The sequence below is a fragment of the Streptomyces flavusporus genome (assembly GCF_046267975.1).
Taxonomy (GTDB): domain Bacteria; phylum Actinomycetota; class Actinomycetes; order Streptomycetales; family Streptomycetaceae; genus Streptomyces; species Streptomyces flavusporus.
Window position 1 is genome coordinate 7,451,507 of the sequence record NZ_CP176503.1, and the last position, 21,683, is coordinate 7,473,189.

The 21,683-nt window shown below is 71.0% G+C and carries 19 protein-coding genes and 1 pseudogene; 14 read left to right on the plus strand and 6 right to left on the minus strand.

What is annotated here, in order from left to right; translation table 11 throughout:
* Positions 1-2 precede the first annotated feature (2 nt).
* Entirely contained in the window at positions 3-461 is a 459-nt protein-coding gene (gene sufU / locus ACKTSN_RS35125; protein ID WP_351296297.1) for a Fe-S cluster assembly sulfur transfer protein SufU, read from the plus strand.
* Positions 458-790, plus strand: a complete 333-nt coding sequence (locus ACKTSN_RS35130) for a metal-sulfur cluster assembly factor (RefSeq protein WP_030403776.1) — start codon at positions 458-460, stop codon at positions 788-790. Before sufU ends, ACKTSN_RS35130 begins: the two co-directional genes overlap by 4 nt.
* Before the next feature lie 68 nt (positions 791-858).
* Here ACKTSN_RS35130 and ACKTSN_RS35135 read toward each other — a convergent pair whose 3' ends face one another.
* Entirely contained in the window at positions 859-1,680 is an 822-nt protein-coding gene (locus ACKTSN_RS35135) for an AbfB domain-containing protein (RefSeq protein WP_409472805.1), read from the minus strand.
* Between the two features lie 276 nt (positions 1,681-1,956).
* Here ACKTSN_RS35135 and dapD point away from each other — a divergent pair, with 276 nt between their 5' ends.
* Positions 1,957-2,946, plus strand: a complete 990-nt coding sequence (gene dapD / locus ACKTSN_RS35140) for a 2,3,4,5-tetrahydropyridine-2,6-dicarboxylate N-succinyltransferase (protein ID WP_409472806.1) — start codon at positions 1,957-1,959, stop codon at positions 2,944-2,946.
* A gap of 127 nt (positions 2,947-3,073) precedes the next feature.
* Positions 3,074-3,310, plus strand: a complete 237-nt coding sequence (locus ACKTSN_RS35145) for a hypothetical protein (protein WP_224733439.1) — start codon at positions 3,074-3,076, stop codon at positions 3,308-3,310.
* A gap of 33 nt (positions 3,311-3,343) precedes the next feature.
* On the opposite strand, the gene dapA is transcribed toward ACKTSN_RS35145, so the two are convergent.
* On the minus strand, positions 3,344-4,258 hold the full coding sequence (dapA, locus tag ACKTSN_RS35150; RefSeq protein ID WP_409472807.1) for a 4-hydroxy-tetrahydrodipicolinate synthase: 915 nt from the start codon (positions 4,256-4,258) through the stop codon (positions 3,344-3,346).
* Positions 4,259-4,446: 188 nt separating this feature from the next.
* Positions 4,447-4,596, minus strand: coding sequence for an Arc family DNA-binding protein (locus ACKTSN_RS35155; RefSeq protein ID WP_409472808.1), 150 nt, complete (start codon positions 4,594-4,596; stop codon positions 4,447-4,449).
* Positions 4,597-5,019: 423 nt separating this feature from the next.
* On the opposite strand from ACKTSN_RS35155, the gene ACKTSN_RS35160 reads away from it, so the two are divergent.
* The 7 genes and pseudogenes from ACKTSN_RS35160 to ACKTSN_RS35190 all read left to right on the plus strand — a co-directional run bounded on the left by ACKTSN_RS35160 (position 5,020) and on the right by ACKTSN_RS35190 (position 9,666).
* Positions 5,020-5,913, plus strand: coding sequence for an RNA-guided endonuclease InsQ/TnpB family protein (locus tag ACKTSN_RS35160; RefSeq protein WP_409472809.1), 894 nt, complete (start codon positions 5,020-5,022; stop codon positions 5,911-5,913).
* Between the two features lie 8 nt (positions 5,914-5,921).
* Positions 5,922-6,413 (plus strand): annotated as a pseudogene (locus ACKTSN_RS35165) (hypothetical protein); the annotation flags it as partial.
* Between the two features lie 54 nt (positions 6,414-6,467).
* Complete coding sequence (locus ACKTSN_RS35170; RefSeq protein ID WP_409472810.1) at positions 6,468-6,887, plus strand: phage holin family protein; 420 nt, start codon at positions 6,468-6,470, stop codon at positions 6,885-6,887.
* Positions 6,884-7,444 carry a DUF3618 domain-containing protein gene (locus tag ACKTSN_RS35175; protein ID WP_409472811.1) on the plus strand — a complete coding sequence of 187 codons (561 nt, stop codon included), beginning with the start codon at positions 6,884-6,886 and terminating at the stop codon, positions 7,442-7,444. The genes ACKTSN_RS35170 and ACKTSN_RS35175 overlap by 4 nt, the downstream gene beginning before the upstream one ends.
* A 94-nt stretch (positions 7,445-7,538) precedes the next feature.
* On the plus strand, positions 7,539-8,243 hold the full coding sequence (locus ACKTSN_RS35180) for an antibiotic biosynthesis monooxygenase (RefSeq protein ID WP_409472812.1): 705 nt from the start codon (positions 7,539-7,541) through the stop codon (positions 8,241-8,243).
* Between the two features lie 65 nt (positions 8,244-8,308).
* Entirely contained in the window at positions 8,309-8,908 is a 600-nt protein-coding gene (locus ACKTSN_RS35185; RefSeq protein ID WP_385509156.1) for an ArsR/SmtB family transcription factor, read from the plus strand.
* Positions 8,909-8,925: 17 nt separating this feature from the next.
* On the plus strand, positions 8,926-9,666 hold the full coding sequence (locus tag ACKTSN_RS35190) for an SRPBCC family protein (RefSeq protein ID WP_409472813.1): 741 nt from the start codon (positions 8,926-8,928) through the stop codon (positions 9,664-9,666).
* A 10-nt stretch (positions 9,667-9,676) separates the two neighbouring features.
* Here the strand turns inward: ACKTSN_RS35190 and ACKTSN_RS35195 are convergent, their stop codons facing one another.
* Complete coding sequence (locus tag ACKTSN_RS35195; protein WP_409472814.1) at positions 9,677-11,503, minus strand: endonuclease/exonuclease/phosphatase family protein; 1,827 nt, start codon at positions 11,501-11,503, stop codon at positions 9,677-9,679.
* Between the two features lie 257 nt (positions 11,504-11,760).
* On the opposite strand from ACKTSN_RS35195, the gene ACKTSN_RS35200 reads away from it, so the two are divergent.
* Both ACKTSN_RS35200 and ACKTSN_RS35205 read left to right on the plus strand, forming a co-directional pair.
* Positions 11,761-13,194, plus strand: coding sequence for a hypothetical protein (locus ACKTSN_RS35200; RefSeq protein ID WP_409472815.1), 1,434 nt, complete (start codon positions 11,761-11,763; stop codon positions 13,192-13,194).
* 158 nt (positions 13,195-13,352) lie between these two features.
* Positions 13,353-14,801: an alkaline phosphatase PhoX gene (locus tag ACKTSN_RS35205; protein WP_409472816.1), complete on the plus strand. Its 1,449-nt coding sequence runs from the start codon at positions 13,353-13,355 to the stop codon at positions 14,799-14,801.
* On the opposite strand, the gene ACKTSN_RS35210 is transcribed toward ACKTSN_RS35205, so the two are convergent.
* Together ACKTSN_RS35210 and ACKTSN_RS35215 are read right to left on the minus strand one after the other, a co-directional pair.
* Positions 14,767-17,037, minus strand: a complete 2,271-nt coding sequence (locus tag ACKTSN_RS35210) for a protein kinase domain-containing protein (RefSeq protein WP_409472817.1) — start codon at positions 17,035-17,037, stop codon at positions 14,767-14,769. The genes ACKTSN_RS35205 and ACKTSN_RS35210 overlap by 35 nt on opposite strands.
* 8 nt (positions 17,038-17,045) lie before the next feature.
* Positions 17,046-19,328, minus strand: a complete 2,283-nt coding sequence (locus tag ACKTSN_RS35215) for a protein kinase domain-containing protein (protein WP_409472818.1) — start codon at positions 19,326-19,328, stop codon at positions 17,046-17,048.
* Between the two features lie 521 nt (positions 19,329-19,849).
* Between ACKTSN_RS35215 and ACKTSN_RS35220 the strand changes: the two genes are divergently transcribed.
* Positions 19,850-21,436, plus strand: a complete 1,587-nt coding sequence (locus ACKTSN_RS35220; protein WP_409472819.1) for a TROVE domain-containing protein — start codon at positions 19,850-19,852, stop codon at positions 21,434-21,436.
* Positions 21,437-21,683 lie beyond the last annotated feature (247 nt).

A 21,683-nucleotide genomic window follows, 5' to 3' on the forward strand; every position in this document is an offset into this window, starting at 1 on the left:
CAGTGAAGTTGGATTCGATGTACCAGGACGTCATCCTGGACCACTACAAGCACCCGCACGGGCGCGGTCTGCGTGATGGCGACGCCGAGGTGCACCACGTCAACCCGACCTGCGGCGACGAGATCACGCTGCGCGTCAAGTACGACGGGGAGCGGATCGAGGACATCAGCTACGAGGGTCAGGGCTGCTCGATCAGCCAGGCCTCGGCCTCCGTGCTGAACGAGCTGCTCGTCGGCAAGGAGCTGGCCGAGGCACAGAAGATCCAGGGCGTGTTCCTGGAGCTGATGCAGTCCAAGGGCCGCATCGAGCCGGACGACGCGATGGAGGAGATCCTGGAGGACGCGGTCGCGTTCGCCGGAGTCTCGAAGTACCCCGCCCGAGTGAAGTGCGCGCTGCTCAGCTGGATGGCGTGGAAGGACGCGACGGCCCAGGCCTTCGCGGAGGAGGCGAAGACCGCATGAGCGAGACCGTTGAGATGAAGCCGGCCTCGGAGGAAGAGCTCCGTGAGGCCCTGATGGACGTCGTCGACCCCGAGCTGGGCATCGACGTCGTCAACCTCGGCCTGATCTACGGCATCCACGTCGACGACGCGAACATCGCCACCGTCGACATGACGCTGACGTCCGCGGCCTGCCCGCTGACCGACGTCATCGAGGACCAGGCGAAGTCGGCGACCGACGGCCTTGTCAGCGAGCTCCGTATCAACTGGGTCTGGATGCCGCCGTGGGGCCCGGACAAGATCACGGACGATGGGCGGGAGCAGCTGCGGGCTCTGGGCTTCAACGTCTGAGCCTGTTTTTCCCCGGCTGTTTCAGTGGCCCCCGGCGGCAGCGCCGGGGGCCACTGTCGTGCCCGGCCTCAGCTCAGGCCGTCCACCAGGCGGAACGCCGAGTCGGCGGAGAAGTTCCGGTCGCCGTGCCGGTACTCGTCCAGGCGCAGGCGGAAGTTCTGGTGGCGCAGAAAGCGGCCCGGATAGTTGACGGACTCCAGCATGATCACGCCGGAGTGGCCGGTGGAGCGGGGGCAGAACGTGGCGTCCTGCTGGAAGAGGCGGGAGCCGTCGTGGCGGTCGGCGCGCAGCTCGAAGTCGCGGTGGCGCAGGTAGCTGCCGTCGGCGGTGACGAAGGAGTGGCAGGAGGGGGCGGCCAGGCCCTGCACCAGCTTGAAGGTCGCGTCCCTGCGGTCCGAGGACGAGGTGATCGCCTCGAGCGTGACCTGTCCGTGGCTCACCCGCCAGTAGTGGTCCGGGTAGTTGACCGAGCGCAGGGAGCGCCAGGTGGTCGACGGCGGCTTCGGGGCCGGTGAAGTGGTGTGCGGCGCGGGGGACTTGGACGCGGTGACGGTGGGGGTGGGGCGGTGGGGTGTCGTCCGGGTGGGCTGTGCGGACGGCAGGGCGCTCTTCCCGCCGGGCGGGGTGGTGGTGGCGCTCGCCGAGGGAGTGGCGAAGGAGATCAGCCCGGGTATGGATGCCTCGTCGGCCGCAGGGGACTGACTCAGGGGTGACTTCTCGTCAGGCTGCGTCCGCATGACGGATATCGCGGTCACGCACGCGACGATCGTGGCCAAGGCGAGGGCACCTGCCAGCCAGAGCCGCCGGGTGCCGGGCACCCGGGAGGTGTCCGAGGTCCAGTTGTTCTCCCACGGTTGGTTCTGCGGGCGCCGAGACGTGCTTTCTGGCATGCGCGGTTCCTCCAGCGGCGCTCGTGGCGACGGTCGCGGCCGTGACGGTCCGGTACTTGAGCGGTGAAACACTAGTGGACACGGCGACCGCGGAGCAGCCGATTCCGCAAGCGTTTTCCAGACCGACGTGCCGTACGACGAGGAGTACGCCCGGGAGGTGCCGGTCCGCATGATCCCCGGCCGTGGGAGCGGTGCGCCGCCCCCCGACGCGCCCGGCACCTGAGACGCCCCGGCGTGGGTTCGCATCGGTGGGCCCCGGCCGGTTAGGTTGCCCTCATGACCGACACTACTGCTCCTCGCACCACCGGCGCCGTGGCCGCCGGCCTTGCCACGATCGCCGCCGACGGCACCGTCCTCGACACCTGGTTCCCCGCGCCCGAGCTCACCGCCGAGCCCGGCCCCGCCGGATCCGAGCGCCTCGACGAGGCGCGCACCGCCGAGCTGCTCGGCGAGCACGGCGTGGCCGCCCTCGGCAGGGACGATGTGCGCGGCGTGGAGGTCGTGGCGGTCCGTACGGTCATCTCCTCGCTGGACGACAAGCCGCTCGACACCCACGACGCCTACCTGCGCCTGCACCTGCTCTCGCACCGCCTGGTCAGGCCGAACGAGCAGAGCCTGGACGGCATCTTCGGCCTCCTCGCCAATGTCGCCTGGACCTCGCTCGGCCCGGTCGCCGTCGACGCCCTGGAGACCGTCCGTCTCGCCGCGCGCGCCCGTGGCCTGCATCTGAGCGTCTTCGGTGTCGACAAGTTCCCGCGCATGACCGACTACGTGGCCCCCGCCGGCGTCCGCATCGCCGACGCCGACCGCGTCCGTCTCGGCGCCCACCTCGCCGCCGGCACCACCGTCATGCACGAGGGCTTCGTCAACTTCAACGCCGGCACCCTCGGCACGTCGATGGTCGAGGGCCGTATCTCGCAGGGCGTCGTCGTCGGCGACGGCTCCGACATCGGCGGCGGCGCCTCCACCATGGGCATGCTGTCCGGCGGCGGCAAGGAACGTGTGGCCATCGGTGAGCGCTCCCTGGTCGGAGCCGAGGCCGGTGTCGGCATCGCGCTCGGTGACGACTGCGTGGTCGAGGCGGGCCTCTACCTCACCGCCGGCACCCGCGTCACCCTGCCCGACGGCCAGATCGTCAAGGCCCGTGAGCTGTCCGGCGCCTCCAACATCCTCTTCCGCCGCAACTCCGTCACCGGCACGGTCGAGGCCCGCCCGAACAACGCCGAGTGGGGCGGTCTGAACGAGGTGCTGCACAGCCACAACTGAGGTCACGCCCTCGCTCGGGACGATCGCTTAAAAGGATTACCGTCCGTGTCCTCGGGGCGGCTTCTGCAGATGAACGGGTGGACGCAGGGTCCGATCAGATGCAGAACCACTGAGACGAGGACGAGCAATGACGAACGAGCGGGCGAGGATCGCGGTGCGCCGACTGACCGGGGTGGTCGCCGCGGCGACGATGTGCTGGCTCCCGGCGGGTGCCGCGCACGCGGACGAGACCAACACGGCCTCGCACAACGGCCCGCGGATCGGCCTGATCAACACGGGCCAGGTCGACGACCCGATGGAGGACGTGCTGGAGCACTTCCGGCTGGTCGGTGACGAGCGCACCGTGGAGAACGGCCAGAGCTGATCCGTCCCACCGCGAGCACCGAGGCCCGGGGCCCTACCGATCCTCGTAAGTGGCCAGCTGCTCGTACGCCGCCAGCAGACCGTCCCTCGCCTCGCGGCCCGCGGGGCGCAGGGGCGGGCGGACCGGGCCGGCGGGCAGGTCCAGTGCGGTGAGGAGGGCCTTGGCGGTGACCGTGCCGGGCAGGCCCGCGGACATCATCGCCTCGATGAGCGGGGTGGCCCGCTGCTGGCGGCGGGCCGCGCCCGCCGTGTCACCGGCGTCGAACGCGTCCAGCACGGCACGGATGTGACGGGGCGTCACATTCGCCACCGTACTGATGCAGCCGGCCGCGCCCACCGCGTACAGGGCGAGGTTGTGCTCGTCGCAGCCGGCGTAGTACGCCAGGTCCGTGTGGGACAGCACCTTCTGGGTGCCGAGGAAGTCGTACGAGCAGTCCTTGACCGCCACGATGCGGGGGTGCTCGGCGAGCCGGATCAGCGTTTCCGGTTCGATACGGGTGCCGGTGCGGCCCGGGATGTCGTACAGGACGACCGGCAGCCCGGACGCGTCCGCCACCTCGCGGAAATGCGCCTCGACCGCGTCCTGCGGCGGCCGGCTGTAGTACGGCGTGACCACCAGCACCCCGTCCGCGCCCGCCTTCTCGGCCTGAAGGGCGAGTTCGATCGTGTGCCGGGTGTCGGACGTCCCCACCCCCGCGACGACCGACGCGCGGTCCCCGACCGCCTCCCGGACCGCCCGCACGAGCGCCGACTTCTCCGCGTCCGAGGTGGTCGGCGACTCACCCGTCGTGCCGTTGAGCACCAGACCGTCACAGCCCTGCGCCACCAGCCGCTCGGCGAGCCGCCCCGCGCCGTCGAGGTCGAGCGCACCCGACTCGGTGAAGGGCGTGATCATCGCGCAGAGCATGCGGCCGAAGGGCGGGGCGGCGGGAGTGGTGGGGTTCGTCATGGGAGTAGTGTCGGCAGCACGACCGTACAGCTCCACTTAATTCTTCTACGAGGTATTGATAAGTGCTGCTGCGGTGTGTCGGGCTCCCCCTCCGGGGCTCTATGTTCTTTCTCGCAGGGTGCCCGGCCCTTCAGGGGCGAGGTGGATGCGAGCTCCCGCGTAGCGGAGCAGGAACGGACGGATCGCCGTCAGGGCGATTCGTCGTCTCCACCCACGGTGGTGAGTGCGACCTCAAGCAGGTGCAGTATCTCTGAGTTGAGGGACCGCCGGTCGATCTCCGCCTGGGTGGTCAGCCGGGCGTGGAGGTCTTCGGGGATGCGGAGCGTGAACTTGAGCATGCCGTCATTGTGCCGCTACTGTGACGGCATGTCACGCTTCCGTATGTACCCGACGCCGCAGCAGGAGCAGGTCATGCTCCAGCACTGCGAGCACGCCCGGTACGTATGGAACCTGGCCGTGGAGCAGCACAAGCACCGCAAGCCCGGCATGAAGAACCCGCCCGGGTTCGCCGAACAGTGTCGCCAGCTCACCGAGGCCCGCCGCGAGAACACCTGGCTCGGTGCGGGGAACGCAGATGTGCAGCAGCAGGCACTCAAGGACTTCGCGAAGGCCAAGAACGCGATCTTCACGTCCGGATTCGGTGAGCGACCTGGCGCAAGAGGTACAAGCACGAGGGCTTCCGCGTCATCGGCACCGACCGCATTCCCGAGTACGAGCCGGACGGCACGCCGAGGCTCAGCCCGAAGACCGGCAGGCAGGTCATGGGCCGCTCGGTCGTGGTGCAGAAGCTCAACCGCAAGTGGGCTCAGGTCAAGGTGCCCGGCTGCGGATGGGTGCGCTTCCGCCTCACCCGCCCCGAGCTTCCCGACGCGAAGACGTTCCGGGTCACCTGGCGCAACAACCAGTGGCACGTCGCATTCGCCGTGATCCCCGAACCGATCGCGCCCCCGGGCACGGGCGCGGTCATCGGCATCGACCGGGGAGTGACCATCACCGCCGCCCTGTCGGACGGCCGGATGCTGAACTGCCCCCAGCTCACGGTCAAGGAACGGGCACAGATCCGCAAGCGCCAGCGGCGTGCAGCCCGCGCCCCAAAGGGCAGCGACCGCAAGACCGCCGAACACGCGAAGGTCGCCAAGCTGAAGGCCCGCGAGGCGAACCGGCGCAAGGACTGGTGCGAGAAGACCTCAACGATGCTTGCTGGGTCGTATGACCTGGTGCGGTTCGAGAAGCTGAACATCAGGAACATGACCCGCTCGGCCAAGGGCACCATGACCGAGCCGGGAAAGCACGTACGGCAGAAGGCCGGACTCAACCGGGCGATCCTCGCACAGGGCTGGGGCCTGCTGCGCCGGCGCACCGAACACAAAGCACCGGGCCGGGTCGAAGATGTACCCGCCCCCTACACCAGTCTGCAATGCAGCGCCTGTGGATGGATCGAGAAGAACTCGCGCAAGAGCCAAGCCGAGTTCGTCTGCGCATTGTGCGGCTTCACCTGCAACGCAGACACGAACGCAGCAACCAACGTCGAGGCAGGACAGGGCGGGATTCCCCGCCCCAGGCGCTTGGCCTGTGCCGGAGGGACGACAGCGGCCACCAGCCGTTCGAGCGTCCGTGAACCTCAACCCACCTGGGTTGGAATCCCCCTCTCTTAAGAGGGGGAGGATGTCAATGTGTGCACGACCGCTCGGTGGCCGAAGGGCTGCTGTGCACCGCCGAGCACCGGGCGGCCGTCCTGCTCGAGGTCCTGGTGCTCGGCCGCTACATCCGTTTCGAACGCGGTTTCCACTACGCCCGTCAACGGGTGCGCACGGCGACCGTCGGCCCCTGCGTCTGCGGTGCGACCGCGGTGGCGCTGGTCGACGCCGGCCGGGGCAGGCCCGGCTGGCACGCCCTCACGCCCTCCTGTGCCGGCTGCCTGCGCGGCCGCACGTCCGTGTCCCTGGCCGGATTCGCCCGGCTGGCCGGGGACGGGCTGCGCGTGGTGGCCACCGGCGGCGGCAGGGCGGTCCCGGCCGGCCTTGACGCGTCCGACGGGCTCGGCATGCCCGAACTCGTCGTGGAGGCCACCCTGTTGCAGGCCCGGCTCGACTGGTTCCAGACCCAGTTGGCACGGCTCGGCGAGCACGGCAGCGGCGGGGCGGGGAACGGGTAGCGCGGGTCGGCCTGGGTACCCGGAGGTTCCGAAACCGAGAGGAGGCGGAACACCGTGACCGGGATCCCGGACGTCAAGCCCGTGCGCGACGAGCACCACTCGGTGGGCGAACTCGTCGGCCAGGCAACCGAACAGCTTTCCCGCCTCGTACGGCAGGAAGTAGGCCTCGCCAAGGAGGAACTGGCCGAGAAGGGCCGGCGCGCGGGCCGCGGTGGCGGCCTCCTGGGGGCCGCGGGCGCCCTCGCCTACGCGGGACTGCTCGCCCTCGCCGCCACGGCCACCGCCGCGCTCTCGCTGACGCTGCCCGTCTGGGCCGCGGCGCTCATCGTCACGGCGGTGCTCTTCGCACTCGCCGGTGTGCTGGCCGTGACCGGCCGCGCCCAGCTGCGCCGCGCGGTACCCCCCACCCCCGAGGTGACTCTCGGCAGCGTCAGGGCCGATGTCGAGGAGATCAGGGAAAGGGCACATCGATGACACACAGGAGGACGCGCGGCACCGGCGGCGCCAAGGGGCCCGACGAGCTGCGCCGGCAGATCGAGCACACCCGCAGTCAGCTCGGCGACACCATCGAGGAGCTGGCGGCCAAGGCGGACGTGAAGGGCCGGGCGATGACCCGGGCCGCCGACCTGAGGGACAAGGCGGGCGCGATGACCGTCCAGCTGCGCAGCACCGCCGCCCAGGCGGGCCACGCGGTGCAGGGCAAGGCGAGTCAGGCCGGGCATGCGGTCCAGGGGAAGCTGAGCCAGGCGGGGCATGCGGCCCAGAGCAGGGCGAGTCACGCGGGGCATGCGGTGCAGGGGAAGGCGGCGCACGTCGGCCACGCCGTGCAGGGCAAGGCGGCGGAGGCCGGCAGCGTGGTTCAGGGACGGGCGACGCGGGCCGGTCACGCCGTCGAGCGCCGTGCGCCGCAGCCCGTGCGCACGGTCGTGCAGGCGGGGCTCCGGCATCCGCGGCCCCTGCTCGTCGCCGGGGCGGCCGTCGCGGTGGTCGTCGCGGCGGTGGTACTGCGGCGACGGCGAGAGGGCTGGTAGGGGCGCGCGCCCAAAACGTCCCTTGACCTGAAGCTTGGTCGAGGTTGAAGGCTGGTCGGCACACAAACCGACCAGCCCTTCGACGGAGACCGACATGACCCGCCGTACCGACGTCCATCCCGACCTCACCCGCCCCGACGCCGGCGCCCTCTTCTTCAGTACCTGGCAGGTGGGGACGCCCGAGCGGCAACGGCAGACCGTCGAGGCCATCGCGCGCACCTGGGAGAGGCGCCCCTGGCCCGCCCCCGACCTGCTGGGCTACTACGTCTACACCGGGCATGACGGCACGACGCTGCTGCACTACTCGCAGTGGGCGAGCGAGCAGGCTTACGAGGCCTTCGCGAAGACCCACCGGCAGGAGCGCGTGGACGAGATCGACACCGCGGTGCCCGGTATCGAGCGGCTGGGCCTCGGCCGGTACCGCCACTACCGCAGCGGCACCCGGGAGGACCGGGCGGCGAGTGTGCCGCGCTGCATCGTGATCGTCGACATCGAGTTCGAGGGGCCCGCCCCCGACCGGCAGCGTGCCTGGGTCGACGCCGTCTTCGAGGCCCTGGAGAGCGAGCCGAACCCGCACCCGGGAGGCATGTCCGCCCACTTCCACGTGAGTACCGACGGCACCAGGGTCCTCAATTACGCCGAGTGGGAGAGCGCCCAGGCGCACATCGATGCCCTCGCCGCGCCGGGCGACGGCGTGGGCTCGGCGTCGGCGCAGTGGGAGCGGGTGCAGACCTGGCCGGGTCTGAAGAGCAGCACTGCCAACCGGTACGACTTCGGCCTCGGCCTCGTACCCGACTGAGGTCCCCTTCATCCGAAAACTCAGACCGTCTGGACAAAAAAAGTTTTCGGTGAGACGGTGGGCTCATGCTGGACGTGACCGTCATCGAGGACGCCGAGGCCGCAGCCGTCTCCCTGGACCCCATAAGGGCCCGGCTGCTCGCCGAGCTGGCGGCCGGCCCCGCGTCGGCCGCCATGCTGGCCGGCAAGGTCGGGCTGCCGAGGCAGAAGGTGAACTACCACCTGAAGGCCCTGGAGCGGCACGGCCTGGTCGAGCTGGCGGGGGAGCGCCGCAAGGGCAACGTCACCGAGCGGCTGATGCGGGCGACCGCCGCGTCGTACGTCATCTCGCCGCTCGCCCTGGCCGCCGTACAGCCGGACCCGGACCGCTTCCGGGACCAGCTGTCCGCGCGCTGGCTGCTCGCGGTCGGCGCCCGGCTCGTGCGGGACGTCGGCACGCTGATCACCGGCGCGGCGAAGGCCCGCAAGCGGCTCGCGACCTATGCGCTGGACGGCGAGGTGCGGTTCGCCTCGGCCGCCGACCGGGCCGCGTTCGTCGAGGAGCTGACCGCCGGGGTCAGCGCGCTGATCCGCAAGTACGACGCCCCAGACGCCGAGGGCGGCCGGGACCACCGGATCGTCGTGGCCGTCCATCCCACGGTCAAGCCCGAGACCCACGAGAGTTGAGAACCCAGGAGCCCACCATGTCCAAGGAATTCGAGATCGCCCGCGAGTTCGAGGTCGACGCCACGCCGAAGCAGGTGTGGGAGGCCGTCACGGAAGGAACCGGCGGCTGGCTGTGGCCGATGGAGCCGCCCGAGCCGCGCGAGGGCGGCAGGGGGCCCTTCGGGTCCACGATCCTCGCCTGGGACCCGCCGCACCGCTACACCAACCGGGTCGAGGACGTCGAGGGCATCTCCGAGCAGACCGTCAACCAGCTCGACTACACGGTCGAACCGCGCGACGAAGGCCGGCGCGCCTGGGTGCGGTACGTGCACAGCGGCATCTTCGTCGACGACTGGGACAACCAGTACGACGGCGCGAGCAAGCACACCGACTTCTATCTGCACACCCTGCGCCAGTACCTGACGCACTTCGGCGGCCGCCCCGTCGCCTTCACCACCTTCGACGGGCCCGAGGCGTCCGGCGCCCCCGATGCCCTCGCCACCGTCGGCAGGGCCCTCGGGCTGTCGGACGACACGGCCGAGGGAGCCAGGGTGAGCGCCCAGGGACCCGGCGGAAAGACCCTGGACGCGGTTGTCGACTACCGCAACCCCTACTTCATCGGGCTGCGTACCGACGACGCCCTGATCCGCTTCTTCGGGCGCAACCACTGGGGTTATGTGGTGGGCATCAGCGTCCACGACTTCGCGCCGGACGCCGACGCCAAGGCGGACGAAGCCGCCTGGCAGGACTGGCTGAAGGGCGTCTTCAGCCAGCCCTGAGCACCCTGGACTACGGGCGGAAGCGCAGTACCTGCGGGTCGTGGTCGCTGATCTGGTCGTGGAACTCGGCGTTGATGTGCACGCTGTCGTACTCGAAGTCGCAGTCGCGCCGGATCGACGGGCTGATCAGGATCTGGTCCAGGACCTGGCTGTTGCCCTGGTAGACATACGAGTAACGCTCGCTCCTGGGCAGCGACTTGACCGCCGACCACAGCTCGCCGTCACCCTCGAGGATCTCGGTGGTGCCGGAGAACTCGAAGTCGTTGATGTCGCCGAGCGTGACGACGTCCGCGTTCTTCTGCGTGTCCAGGATCTCCTTGACGAACGCGTTCACCGCGGTCGCCTGGAGGTGCCGCTGGGTCTCCGAGCTGCGCGTCGGCGGCTGGTACTGCGCGGTCAGACTCTGGTCGCCGCCCTTGGAGTTGAAGTGGTTGGCGATCACGAACACCGTCTCGCCGCGGAAGACGAACTCGCCGACCAGCGGCTTGCGGCTGTTCGCCCACGCCGAGTTCGCCGGGTCGATCCGGCCCGGCGAGGCGGTCAGCTGCGCCTTGCCGCGCACCTTGGTGACACCGACGGCGGTTGTCGCGTCACCGCCCGCACGGTCGGTGAAGGACACCCGCTCCGGGTTGAACAGGAACACCTGGCGGATGTTGCCGCCCGGCTCGCCGCCGTCGGCGAGGTTGACCGGGTCGACGGAGCGCCACTCGTAGGCCGGGCCGCCCGCCGCGACGATCGCGTCGATCAGCTTGGTCATCGTCTGGTCGGCGGCGACCGTGCCGTCGTTCTTCGCGCCGTTGTTGTCCTGGATCTCCTCCAGGGACACGATGTCGGGCGACTGGAGGTTGTTCACGATCGCGGCGGCGTGCTCCTCGAACGTGGCGTCCGTCGGGTCCAGGTTCTCGACGTTGTAGGTCGCCACCGCAAGCTCGCCGCGCCGCTGCTTGCGGGTCGTCTCGCGCTCCAGGCCGCCCTGCTTCAGCGCGCCGATCTCGTTGGCGACAAGCGTGTAGCCGCCGAACTGGTTGTAGTCCAGCGGACCGGTCGTGGTGCCGGTGAGGGTGTCGCCGACGTTCGCGTCCGGGAAGTCGGCGGCCTTGCCGAGCGACTGGATCTGGAGGCGGCCGGTGTTCTGCGAGGTGTACGAGCCGTAGACGGTGCCCCCGTGGCGGCTGGCGTTCTCCCGCGGCTTCACCGTGACCCACAGCTCGGTGTACGGGTCGGTGGCGCCGACCACACGGGTGTCGGCGACCTGGACGTTCATGCCCTCCAGGGACTCGTAGAAGTCCAGGGCGTACTGCGTCGGCCGCAGGGTGAGGCCGTTGATCGAACCGTTCGCGGCGGTGTCGCCGGCCGGGCTGTACCGGCTGGGTACGGAGCGGGCGTCGACGACCGTCGGCGCCGGGACGGCGTTGCCGCCGGAAACGACCGTCACCGTCGGCCGGGTGATCTCCGTGAGGGCCTGGTTGCCGGAGGAGGTGCCGCCGGGGACGTACTCCGAGACCGTGCCCGAGACCGTCACCGAGTCGCCGACGGCGACCTTCGGGGTCGAGCCGGTGAAGACGAAGACGCCCTCGCTGGTGGCCGCGTCGTCGTCCGGGGTCGGGTCCTGGATCCAGAAGCCTCTCGACGACCCGTAGGTCCGCACACCGGTGACGATTCCGGCCACGTCCGTGACCTGCTGACCGGCGTACGGGGATATTCGGGTGCTGCCCTGGATGTCACGGATGCGCACGGTGTCCGCGTGCGCGGGCGAGGTGAGGACGACGACGGACGCCGCGGAGCAGACGGCGGCGACGGTGAGCGCGGCAAGGCGCGCGGAAGACTTGCTCGGCAACGGGATCCCCCCGGGGACATATGTGGGCGCTGGGACGAGGTGGAGCATGCGCAAACATGGCGACGTACGTAGAAACAGTGAACGGAGTGAACAGTTGTCCTCCGGTTTCTACGCGCGTCAATTTCCAGCCTGGCCGGGCCAGTTGTCAAGGTTTCGGCCATGTACGGAGCCTGACGAGGAGATGAACCGGGCGGCATCGGTGGAAATCCGTCTAGGCTGAGCGGCTGAGTCGTATGTCGCCCTAGGAGAACCTCCCGATGTCTGACAGCGCCCCCCTGCCGCCGGTCCGGCCGACCTCCGAAGCGGAGCTGGCGCGCGACGCGCTGTCCACCCCGCTGCTGTCCCGGGCCGCGCGGCTCGCCCGCTGGGCCGGGCCGGACACCCGCGTGGACGCCGGGGGCGGGCTGGTCGACAAGCAGCTGCCGGCCGCGGCCGAGGCGCTCGGGCTGAGCGGGGACGACGCCGCGGCGCTGGCGAGCGAGGCCTGGCGGGTGGCCGTGGACACCGGGCTCGTCGAGGTCGTCGACGAGGCGGCCGGTACGGTCGCGGCGGGCGCGGAGCTGGCCCTGCTCACCGGCGGTTCGCCGCACGACGTGCTCGGCGTGTGGCTGGCCGCCCTGGAGACAGTGCTCGCCGACGCGAGTGTGCCCGACCTCGACGATCTGGTCGATGCCATGGACGAGGGCGGCCGGGTCGACTTCTCCTCGCTGGACTGGGACCCGGAGGCGGAAGCCGAGTTCCTCGACGGGGTGCTCGGCAACCTCTACCTGCTGTCCGTCAGCGAGGACGGGTCGGGGCCGGCGCCCGTGCCGCTGCCCGCGCTCGCCGCGTCGATGATCGTCCCCGGCGACCTGGCGGAGCCCACGAACGCCATGCTGGAGCAGGTGTCCGACGCGATGATGCGGCTGGACGACCAGTTCCGGGTGCTGGAGCCGGTGGGGCTGGTCGAGTACCAGCCGGTCGACGACGCGCTGATGGCGGACACCGAGGACGCTGCCGGGGAACCGGCCGCCCTCGACGACACCGACGTCACCCGCTACGGCATGGTCCGGCTCACCCCGCTCGGCCTGTACGGGCTGCGGGCGCGGCTGCTGGAAGCCGGTTTCGAGGCGCCCGCCGTCGGTGACCTGGCCGACAAGGGCGCCGACGCCCTCTTCGACGGAACGGCCCGCTTCGGGCCGCGCGCCGCACAGGCCGAGACCGAACAGTGGCTGGCCCGCCGTGAACCCCTTGCCGCCGCACGCGAGTTGCTGTTCGCAGCGCGCGGCAACGACTCCGGTGCCCCCCTGCGCCGGCTGCGCTGCCAGCAGGCCCTCTCCCTGATCGGCACCGACGCCGAACCCGCCCTGCGGGAGGTCCTCGACGATGCCGAACTGGGCGGCCTCGCCCGGGTCTGGCTGACCGAGCACGGCTTCACGGACGTACCGCCCCCGTCCGAGGCGATGGTCTTCTGGCTCACCGTGGACACCCTCGCCGCCCAGCTCGCCGCCGAGGGCAACTCCGAGGAACTCCGCGCCCTCGTCGAGGGCCTCGCACAGCAGCACAGCGGCTTCTTCACGGCGGCCTGGCGGGTCGACCACCCGGCCACCGCGGACGTCCTGGAGGCGATGGGGCGCATCCACCCCGACAAGAAGATCGCGAAGCAGGCCCGGAAGGCCGCGTTCAAGGCACGCTCCCAGCAGGGCGGCTGACGGCTGCCACACCCTGTGACGGGGCGTACGGATTCACGGAAGCGAGCCCGGGGGAGTAGCCCGGTGTTCAACTCGCGTTCAGAACTGGGCGAAACCGTGGCGCCGACCGAGGTCCGTACGCCACCCTCCACGGCATTCCCACCGTCACAGGAGACACCATGTCGCTCACCCGCAGGGACTTCGCCAGAAAATCCGCGATCACCGGCGCCGGTGTCGCGCTGGCGGGCAGCGTCGGCGCCCTCGCCACCGCTCCGGGCGCCCTTGCGTCCTACGACACCGACAGCGCGGGGGAGGAGTCGGCGGACGCGTCCGGCGGGGTCGGCTACGGCCCCCTGATCCCCGACCCGAAGGGCATCCTCGCGCTGCCCGCCGGTTTCAAGTACCGCATCATCACCTACAGCGGGAAGACCAAGCTGGAGTCGGGCGAGTTCACCCCCTCCAACCACGACGGCACGGCCACCTTCGACGGCCCGCGCGGCACCACCCTCCTCGTCAACAACCACGAGCTGAAGGGTCCGCGCGCCAACTGGAAGTACCCGGTCCCGCTCACCGAGGGTCTCGTCTACGACCCCGCCGCCTCCGGCGGCTGCACGGTCGTCGAGGTCCGCCCCGACGGACAGGTCGCCGAATGGGTGGGCATCGCCGGCACCTCCACCAACTGCGCCGGCGGCAGCACCCCGTGGGGCACCTGGCTCACCTGCGAGGAGAACTCCGACCGGGCCGGCACCAACGGCATGACCAAGGACCACGGCTACGTCTTCGAGGTCGACCCCCGCGACCGGCGTGCCAACCGCGACCCCGAGCCGCTGAAGTTCTTCGGCCGTTACGACCACGAGGCCGTGGTCATCGACCCCAAGCGCGGCCACGCCTACCTCACCGAGGACGACGACGAGCCCAACGGCCTCTTCTACCGCTGGACCCCGCCCAAGGGCTTCGAGCACGGCCGCGGCAAGTTCCGCACCCTCGCCGACGACGCCGGCGTCCTGCAGGCGCCCAAGTGCTACAACTCCGGCGGCAAGTTCGTCGACGACCTCTCGCGCGCCACGAAGGTCGGCACGGTGTACGGAGTGGACTGGGTCGACGTACCGGACCGCGACGCCAGGACCGTGGCCGTGCGCAAGCAGTTCGCCGACGGTGAGATCACCCGCGCCCGCAAGCTCGAGGGCATGTGGTGGGGCGACGGCGGCGCGTACATCGTCTCCTCGTACGCCCGCGAGGAGAGCCCGGTGCAGCACGACGGGCAGGTCTGGTTCTACGACCCCAAGCGCCGCACGCTGACGTTGAAGGTCCTGCTCGGAGTGAACCCCGACCCGGCCAAGGACGGCGCCTTCGACGGCCCCGACAACATCACCGTCTCCCCGTACGGCGGCCTGATCCTCGCCGAGGACGGCGAGGGCGTCTCGCACCTCTTCGGCGCGACGGACAGCGGCCGTACGTACCCCATCGCCCGCAACGACCTGAACGTCGGCACCGAAGAGGAGCCGGAGTACAGCGAGTTCGCCGGCGTCACTTTCTCGCCCGACGGCCGGACGCTGTTCGCCAACATCCAGGACCCGGGGATCCTGGTCGCGATCACCGGTCCCTGGAAGCGGCAGCGATCCCGTTGACCGCGACGACCGACCCACGGCCGATGCGGGCGTACCAGCCGCTCGCATCGGCCGCGAGGCCGGTGATCGTGCCGTCCAGCGTCCAGTCGTCGCGCAGCGGCACCCCGTCCGAGAGGCGCAGCGCGGTGCACTTCCGTCCCGCCGCGGCGTAGACCGTGCTGCCCGCGACGGCGGGCGGGCACTGTGCGGGGCCGTCGCCGAGCTCCCGCCGCCACCGCTGCCGGCCGGTGGCGGGATCCAGGGCTTCCAGGGTGCGGCCGTCCGCGGCCCAGTGCAGCAGATGCCCGCCGGCGAGGACGGGGGAGCGGTCGCCGCCGGGGCGTGGCGCCCAGCAGGCGTCCAGGCCGAGAGCGGGACGGCTCCAGCGCACCGTGCCGGCGTCGGGATCCAGACCGTACAGCCGTTCTCCGGACAGCAGCAGCCCGGTGTTGTCCGCGCGGGCGAAGGCCGTGGCCCCCGGAGCCACCGGAACCTCCAGCTCTCGTGCGCTGATCCGGCGGCCGTCACGTACGTCGACGAGATGCAGGACTCTGCCGGTGGTGAGGACGGCGAACCGATCGGGCGGCAGAGCGCCGACGGCCGCCACCTGGTCGCCCTTCCCCACACCCGAGTAGCGCCACCGCACCGTCCCGTCGTCCGCGAAGACGCACTCCTGTTCGTCGTATCCGTCCGTGAACAGCAGTGCATCGCCCGCGACTGCGGGACGGGGCCACTCGTCGTCCTCCTTGCGTTGCCACAGTCGCTGCCCGGTCTTGAGAGAGGTCCCGCGCAACAGGTTCTCGCCGCTCCCGTCCTGGGACAGGGTGACGAGGGTGGAGCCGGACACCGTGAACCAGAGAGGGGTCAGCAGTCCCTTCTCAACCGGTGTTCTGCGCTTGCCCGTTGTCAGGTCGAGGGCCTTGAGACCCAGATCGCCCGCGGTCAGCACACCGTCCACCACGCCCCAGGCCGTCGGGGCTTCGGCGAGGGAGTCGACAGCCCAGCGCCTGGCGCCGCCCGCCGTCGTACGGAACTGGACCGTGCCGTCGGTGCTGACGCTGTCCTCGGTGCCGTGCAGCAGGATCCCGCCCGCGGTCACCAGCATCGCGTCGAGCGTGCCCGACCCGGCCGAGAGGGTCCAACGCAGGGCTCCTGGCCCGGTGGAGCCCTTCTTCAACTCCCAGGCCGGTCCGGTTGACCGTTCACCCGCCGGCCCGGACGTACGGCCCACCGCATAGGCCAGCAGCGCGACCAGGCCGCCGCCCCCGCCCAGCAGCAGACCGCGCCGGGTGAGCTCGCGGCGCCGGACCGCCCGCCGCGCCGCGTCCCGCGCCGACTCGTCGACGGCCGTCGGCACGACCACCGTCGGTCCCGGCTCGGGCACCGCGTCCGCGACGCCCGAGACCAGCGAGCGCAGTGGCTCCGCACGCCACCACAGGGGCGGGTTGCGGTCCGCCGTGCGGCGCAGCACCTCCACCGGACCGGGTCGCCGCTCGGGGGACTTGTGCAGACACTCCGCGATCAGCTCCCGCAGCCCGCCCGCTTCCGGAACCTCGATGAGGTCCGGCTCGTCGTGCACGACACGGTAGAGCAGCGCGGCCGCGCCACCGCCGCCGAACGGGCCTCGCCCGGACGCCGCGTACGCCAGCACCGCACCCAGCGCGAAGACATCGGCCGCTGCCGTGACCTGCATGTCCCCGGTGATCTGCTCGGGCGCCATGTAGCCCGGCGTACCGATGATGTCCCCGGTCTCCGTGAGCGCGTGGGCGCTGACCAGCCGGGCGATCCCGAAGTCGATGACCCGCGGACCGTCCCCGGTCACCAGTAGATTGGACGGCTTGAGGTCACGGTGCACGAGCCCCGCCGCATGAATGCTCCGCAACGCCTCGGCGAGCGCGCCGCCGAGCGCACGTACGGCGCCGGGGCCGAGCGGTCCGGCCGCCACGACCGCCTGGCGCAGGGTGACGCCGGGCAGATAGGCGGTCGCCAGCCACGGCATCGGCGAGTCCGGATCCGCGTCCACGACGGGTGCCGTGTACACCCCGGTGACCGACCGCGCGGCCGCCGCCTCACGCCGGAACCGCTCCCTGAAGTGCGGGTCGGCAGCGAGGTGTTCGTGCACGGTCTTCACCGCGACGAGCCGCCCGCCCGGACTGCGCCCCAAATAGACCTGCCCCATGCCCCCGGAACCGAGCCGCCCGATCAGCTCGTACCTGCCGAGCCGTTCGGGGTCGCCGGGGACCAGCGCGTCGCTCATCGCCCCCCTCATGCCGCCCCCGGCCCGCGGAACGTCTGCAGGGTCCTGCCGGTGGACAGATGCAGGAGACCGCCGCCCGCAGCCGCGATCACCTCGCCGCTCAGGCCGTCCGCCGGGACCGCCCAGGCCAGCTCACCCGTCGCCGCGTGCAGCGCGTGCACGCCCCACACCGGCCAGTCCCCCGACGTGCCGGTCGCCCGGTCCGGGTCCGGCCCGGCCACGTACAGCAGGCCGCCGTCCCGCAGCGGCGGTTCCTCCGCGCCGGCGAGGCCCCGCACGTCGTCGCGCCACCAGCGCTTGCTGCCGGTCACCGCGTCGAGCGCGCCGACGCCCTCGCTCGTCGCGGCATGGACGAGGCCGTGCGCGGCGGCAGCGGTGACCCCGGCCTGCCCAGGCGGTTTCGACCAGCGCACATGACCGCTCGCCAGGTCCACGCACTGCACGGCCTTCTGGGTTGCGTAGTAGCGCGTTCCCGCGGCGCCGCGGTGGGCCTCGGGGCGGGCCGCGCCGCCGCTGACGCGCGACTCGACCGTTCCCTTGCGTTCGCTCAGGACCATGAGTGGGCCGGTGGGTGGTGAATCGCCCGTCATGGATGTGGAGTTGAGGGCGAGAGCGAAACGCCCGCCCGCCGAGTGCATCGCGATCACCTCGGCCGGGGTACCTGCCCGGAACCAGAGAGCATCGCCGCGTGTGATGTCGTAGCCGTAGGCCCGCCACCGCCGGCCCTGCGCGGCGCGACGGGCCTGGATCGTGTCGTACGAGGCGTAGGTGACCAGGCAGACGGTCCGCTCCGAGACGATGAACGACGCATGTTCGCCGTCCATCTCACCGTCCGTCTCGCCGTCGGTCTCGCTGTCCGTCCGGCGCGACGCGGCCCGACGGTACGGGTTGTGGAGGATCGGCTCGGTCTCCCAGCGGATCTCGCCTGTGGCCGCGTCCAATGCGGCGATCCGGGTGGAGAACGAAGGGGTGAAGGCGTCCCCGTGGCGCAGGACGTACACCGTGTCGCCGCGCGGGACCAGGGCGGAGGCGTCCTCGAAGCGCCAGCGCAGTGTGTTGGTGACGGGGGCGAGGCAGGTGACGGTCCCGTCCACCTGTACGTAGAGGGCTTCTCCGTGGCGGGTCAGGGAACCCCCGTACTCCAGGGCGCCCACCTCTCTCGTCCACACGGAGGTGCCCTTCTTCCATGGACGGGGCGACGCAGCGGCGGAGCCCTTGCCGTCGGTGTCGTTCTCGTCCAGGAGGAACGCTGCCGTGGTGGCTGTGGCCGCAGTGGCCAGTGCGGCGCCGGTCCAGGTGAGCAGGCGTCGGCGTGACAGGCGGCCGAGGTCGTCGCCGCGGGTGGGCACCGGGGGAGGGGAGTCCTCGACGACGGTTTCCTCCGCCGCCTCCCCCTCCTCCTCCTCCTCGGCCGCTGCCACCCGCTCCGCGATCTCGTCCTCGTGGCCCCGGAGCACGGATGTGAACGCCAGGCGTTCCCACCACGGAGGCGCGGCCGCCCGCGTGGCACACCAGGCCAGGGTCTCGGGGACCGTCGGGCGGTCGTCCGGGGACTTGGCGAGGCAGCGCATGAGGAACGCGTCCCACTCCGCGTCCGGCACGCCCAGCAGGTCGGGCTCCTCGTGCAGCGTCCGGTAGAGCACCTGGGGCGCGGTGCCCGAGCCGTGCGGATTGCGTCCCGTCGAGGCGAGTGCGAGCAGCGCGCCGAGCGCGAACACATCGGCGGCCGGGCCGGGTTCGATGTCCTGGGACATCTGCTCCGGTGCCATGAAGCCGGGTGAGCCGATGAGTTCATCGGTGGCCGTCAGCGTCTCCTCGCCCGCCGCAGGATCCATCACCTTGGCGATGCCGAAGTCGATGACCTTGGGCCCGTCGCCGGTCACGACGACGTTCGCGGGCTTGAGGTCGCGGTGCACGAGTCCCGCCCCATGGATGGCGGCCAGGGCCTCCGCGAGCGCCGCGCCGAGCGCCGCGAGATCGCCGGGGCCGAGCGGGCCCAGTGCTGCGACCGCCTCGGAGAGCGAGGGACCGGCGCAGTACTCGACTGCAAGCCAGGGCCGCCGGGCATCGGGATCGGCGTCCAGCACCGCCGCGGTGAACGGTCCCTCGACGGCCCGCGCCGCGGCCGACTCGCGGCGCAGCCGCTCTCTGAAGCCCGGCTCCGCGGCCAGGTGCGGATGCACCGTCTTGACCACGACCAGCCGTCCGGAGGCGGAGCGCGCGAGATGGGCCCGGCCCATCCCGCCCTCGCCGAGTTGCGTGACGAGCCGGTACCCCGCGAGACGCACCATGGAGCGGCCTCCTCCTCGAGCCTGTCGTACGGCACTCACGATGACAGCGACGATCAGTGCGACGCCTGGGAGGCACCGTCAGGTTGCGGCCTGCAAGAACCCCGCGAAAAATCCTTGGCATCTCCAACTCCCGCTCGCTTAGAGTCATTCCCGTCCAGGTGCGAAGGCAGGACCTGCTTCCACCCTCAATGGACACCACAACTTCATGCACGTTCCGCACCATCCGGTGCGGTAACGCACCTCCCGGTGCGATGGCAGCGGCTACTTCTCTTCCAAAGAATCCGACGCCGCCGCCGACTTGATCTCGGGAGGCGCAGCTCATGGTGGGTGCCCGGTGCGCAGGCAACGGTTACTTCATTGGATCTGGCGGCTGCGGGTTCGAATCCCGTCATCGACTTCGGGTCGGTGTAGCTCAATTCGGCAGAGCACCAGGCTAAGTCCGTCGCCGACTCCTGATCTCGGGCATCCTCCTTCTGCTGCGCCTCCCTCCGAAACCTCTCATGAATTCGGGGGAATTCACCATGGCGCGATTCAACACGAAGGCCGCGAAGGCACGGCCCACTTCGCGCGTCACCTCGACGGGACGGGTACTCCGTACGTACGAGGGCGGCCTCGGCCGCGAGCGCGACGCGCACTCCGAGCTTTTCCTGCTGGCGGTCTCCAACTTCGTCTCTCAGCAGACCTTCTACGAGACCGGCGCCGCCCGCGACGACCGGTTCGCCACGCTCGTGCGCGAGCTCGCCGTCACCGACCCGGAGTGGACGGCCGGCCTGCTCGGCTGGCTGCGCGGCGAGGGCAACCTGCGTACGGCGGCGGTCGTGGGCGCCGCCGAGTACGTGAAGGCGCGGCTGGAGGCCGACGCGACCGACGGTCCGACGAACCGTCAGGTCGTCGACTCCGTGCTCCAGCGTCCCGACGAGCCCGGCGAGCTGCTCGCGTACTGGACCGCGCTGTACGGCCGTAACGTCCCGAAGCCGGTGAAGCGCGGCATCGCCGACGCCGTACGGCGCCTCTACAGCGGCAAGGCGCTGCTGAAGTACGACACCGCGTCCAAGGGCTACCGCTTCGGCGACATCCTCAACCTCGTGCACGCGGCACCGGACCCGGACAAGCCGTGGCAGGGCGAGCTGTTCCAGTACGCCCTGGACCGCCGGCACAACCCGGACACGGCCGTGCCGCCCGCGTCGAACCGGACGCTGGTGGCCCACCGTGAGCTGATGGCGCTGCCGGTCGAGGAGCGACGTGCGGTCGTCACGGCACCCGGCGGCGCCGAGCGGCTCGCGGCGGCCCGGATGACCTGGGAGGCACTGGCGGGCTGGCTGCAGGGGCCGATGGACAAGGCGGCCTGGGAGGCGGTGATTCCGTCCATGGGTTCGATGGCGCTCGTTCGCAACCTGAGGAATTTCGACGAGGCCGGTGTCTCGGACGAGGTGGCCGCAGAGGTCGCGGCGAAGATCAGCGACCCGGCGGAGGTGGCGCGCTCGCGGCAGTTCCCCTTCCGGTACCTCGCCGCATACCAGCACGCGCCGTCGCTGCGCTGGTCGTACCCGCTGGAGCAGGCGCTCGGCCACTCGCTGGCGGGCGTGCCCGCGCTGCCCGGCCGGACGCTGGTGCTCGTGGACCGCTCGGGTTCGATGTTCTACTCGCGGCTGTCGGACCGCTCGGAGCTCAACCGGGCCGACGCGGCGGCGATCTTCGGCACGGCGCTCGCGCTGCGGGCGGCGGACGCGGATCTCGTCGAGTTCGGCACGAGCAGCAACCGGCTGCGGTTCCATAAGGGCGAGTCGGTGCTCAAGGTCCTGGAGCGCTTCGGCGACCTGGGCGGCACGAACACCACCGAGGCGGTGCGCCGGCACTACAAGAAGCACGACCGGGTGCTGATCGTCACCGACGAGCAGTATGCCCACAGCCACTACGGCGACCCGACCGAGCAGGTCCCGGCCGACGTACCGGTCTACACCTGGAACCTGGCCGGGTACCGGGCGGGTCACGGCCCGTCCGGGACGGGGAACCGGCATGTGTTCGGGGGGCTCTCGGACGCGGCGTTCCGCATGGTGCCGCTGCTGGAGGCGGCGGCTCGGGACGCTGACTGGCCCTGGGCCGCCTGACCGACCGGACCCGGCCCGCACTTCGGTGCGGCCGGGGTCGGGCGAGGTTTCCGTCGCTGTCGTCGTTCCGCCCTCGGTGACGTGCGGAGAGTGCCTCGTTTACGAGGAGTGACGGGATGATGCAGGTCAAGCCCATGCGGGCGGACGCTCGACCTACTCCACGGTCCTGAACTGCCTCGACGCCCAGGGCCACACCCGACGCTGGTTCCACGAACTCGACCGTCCAGTTCTCCAACCACGCTGGCGC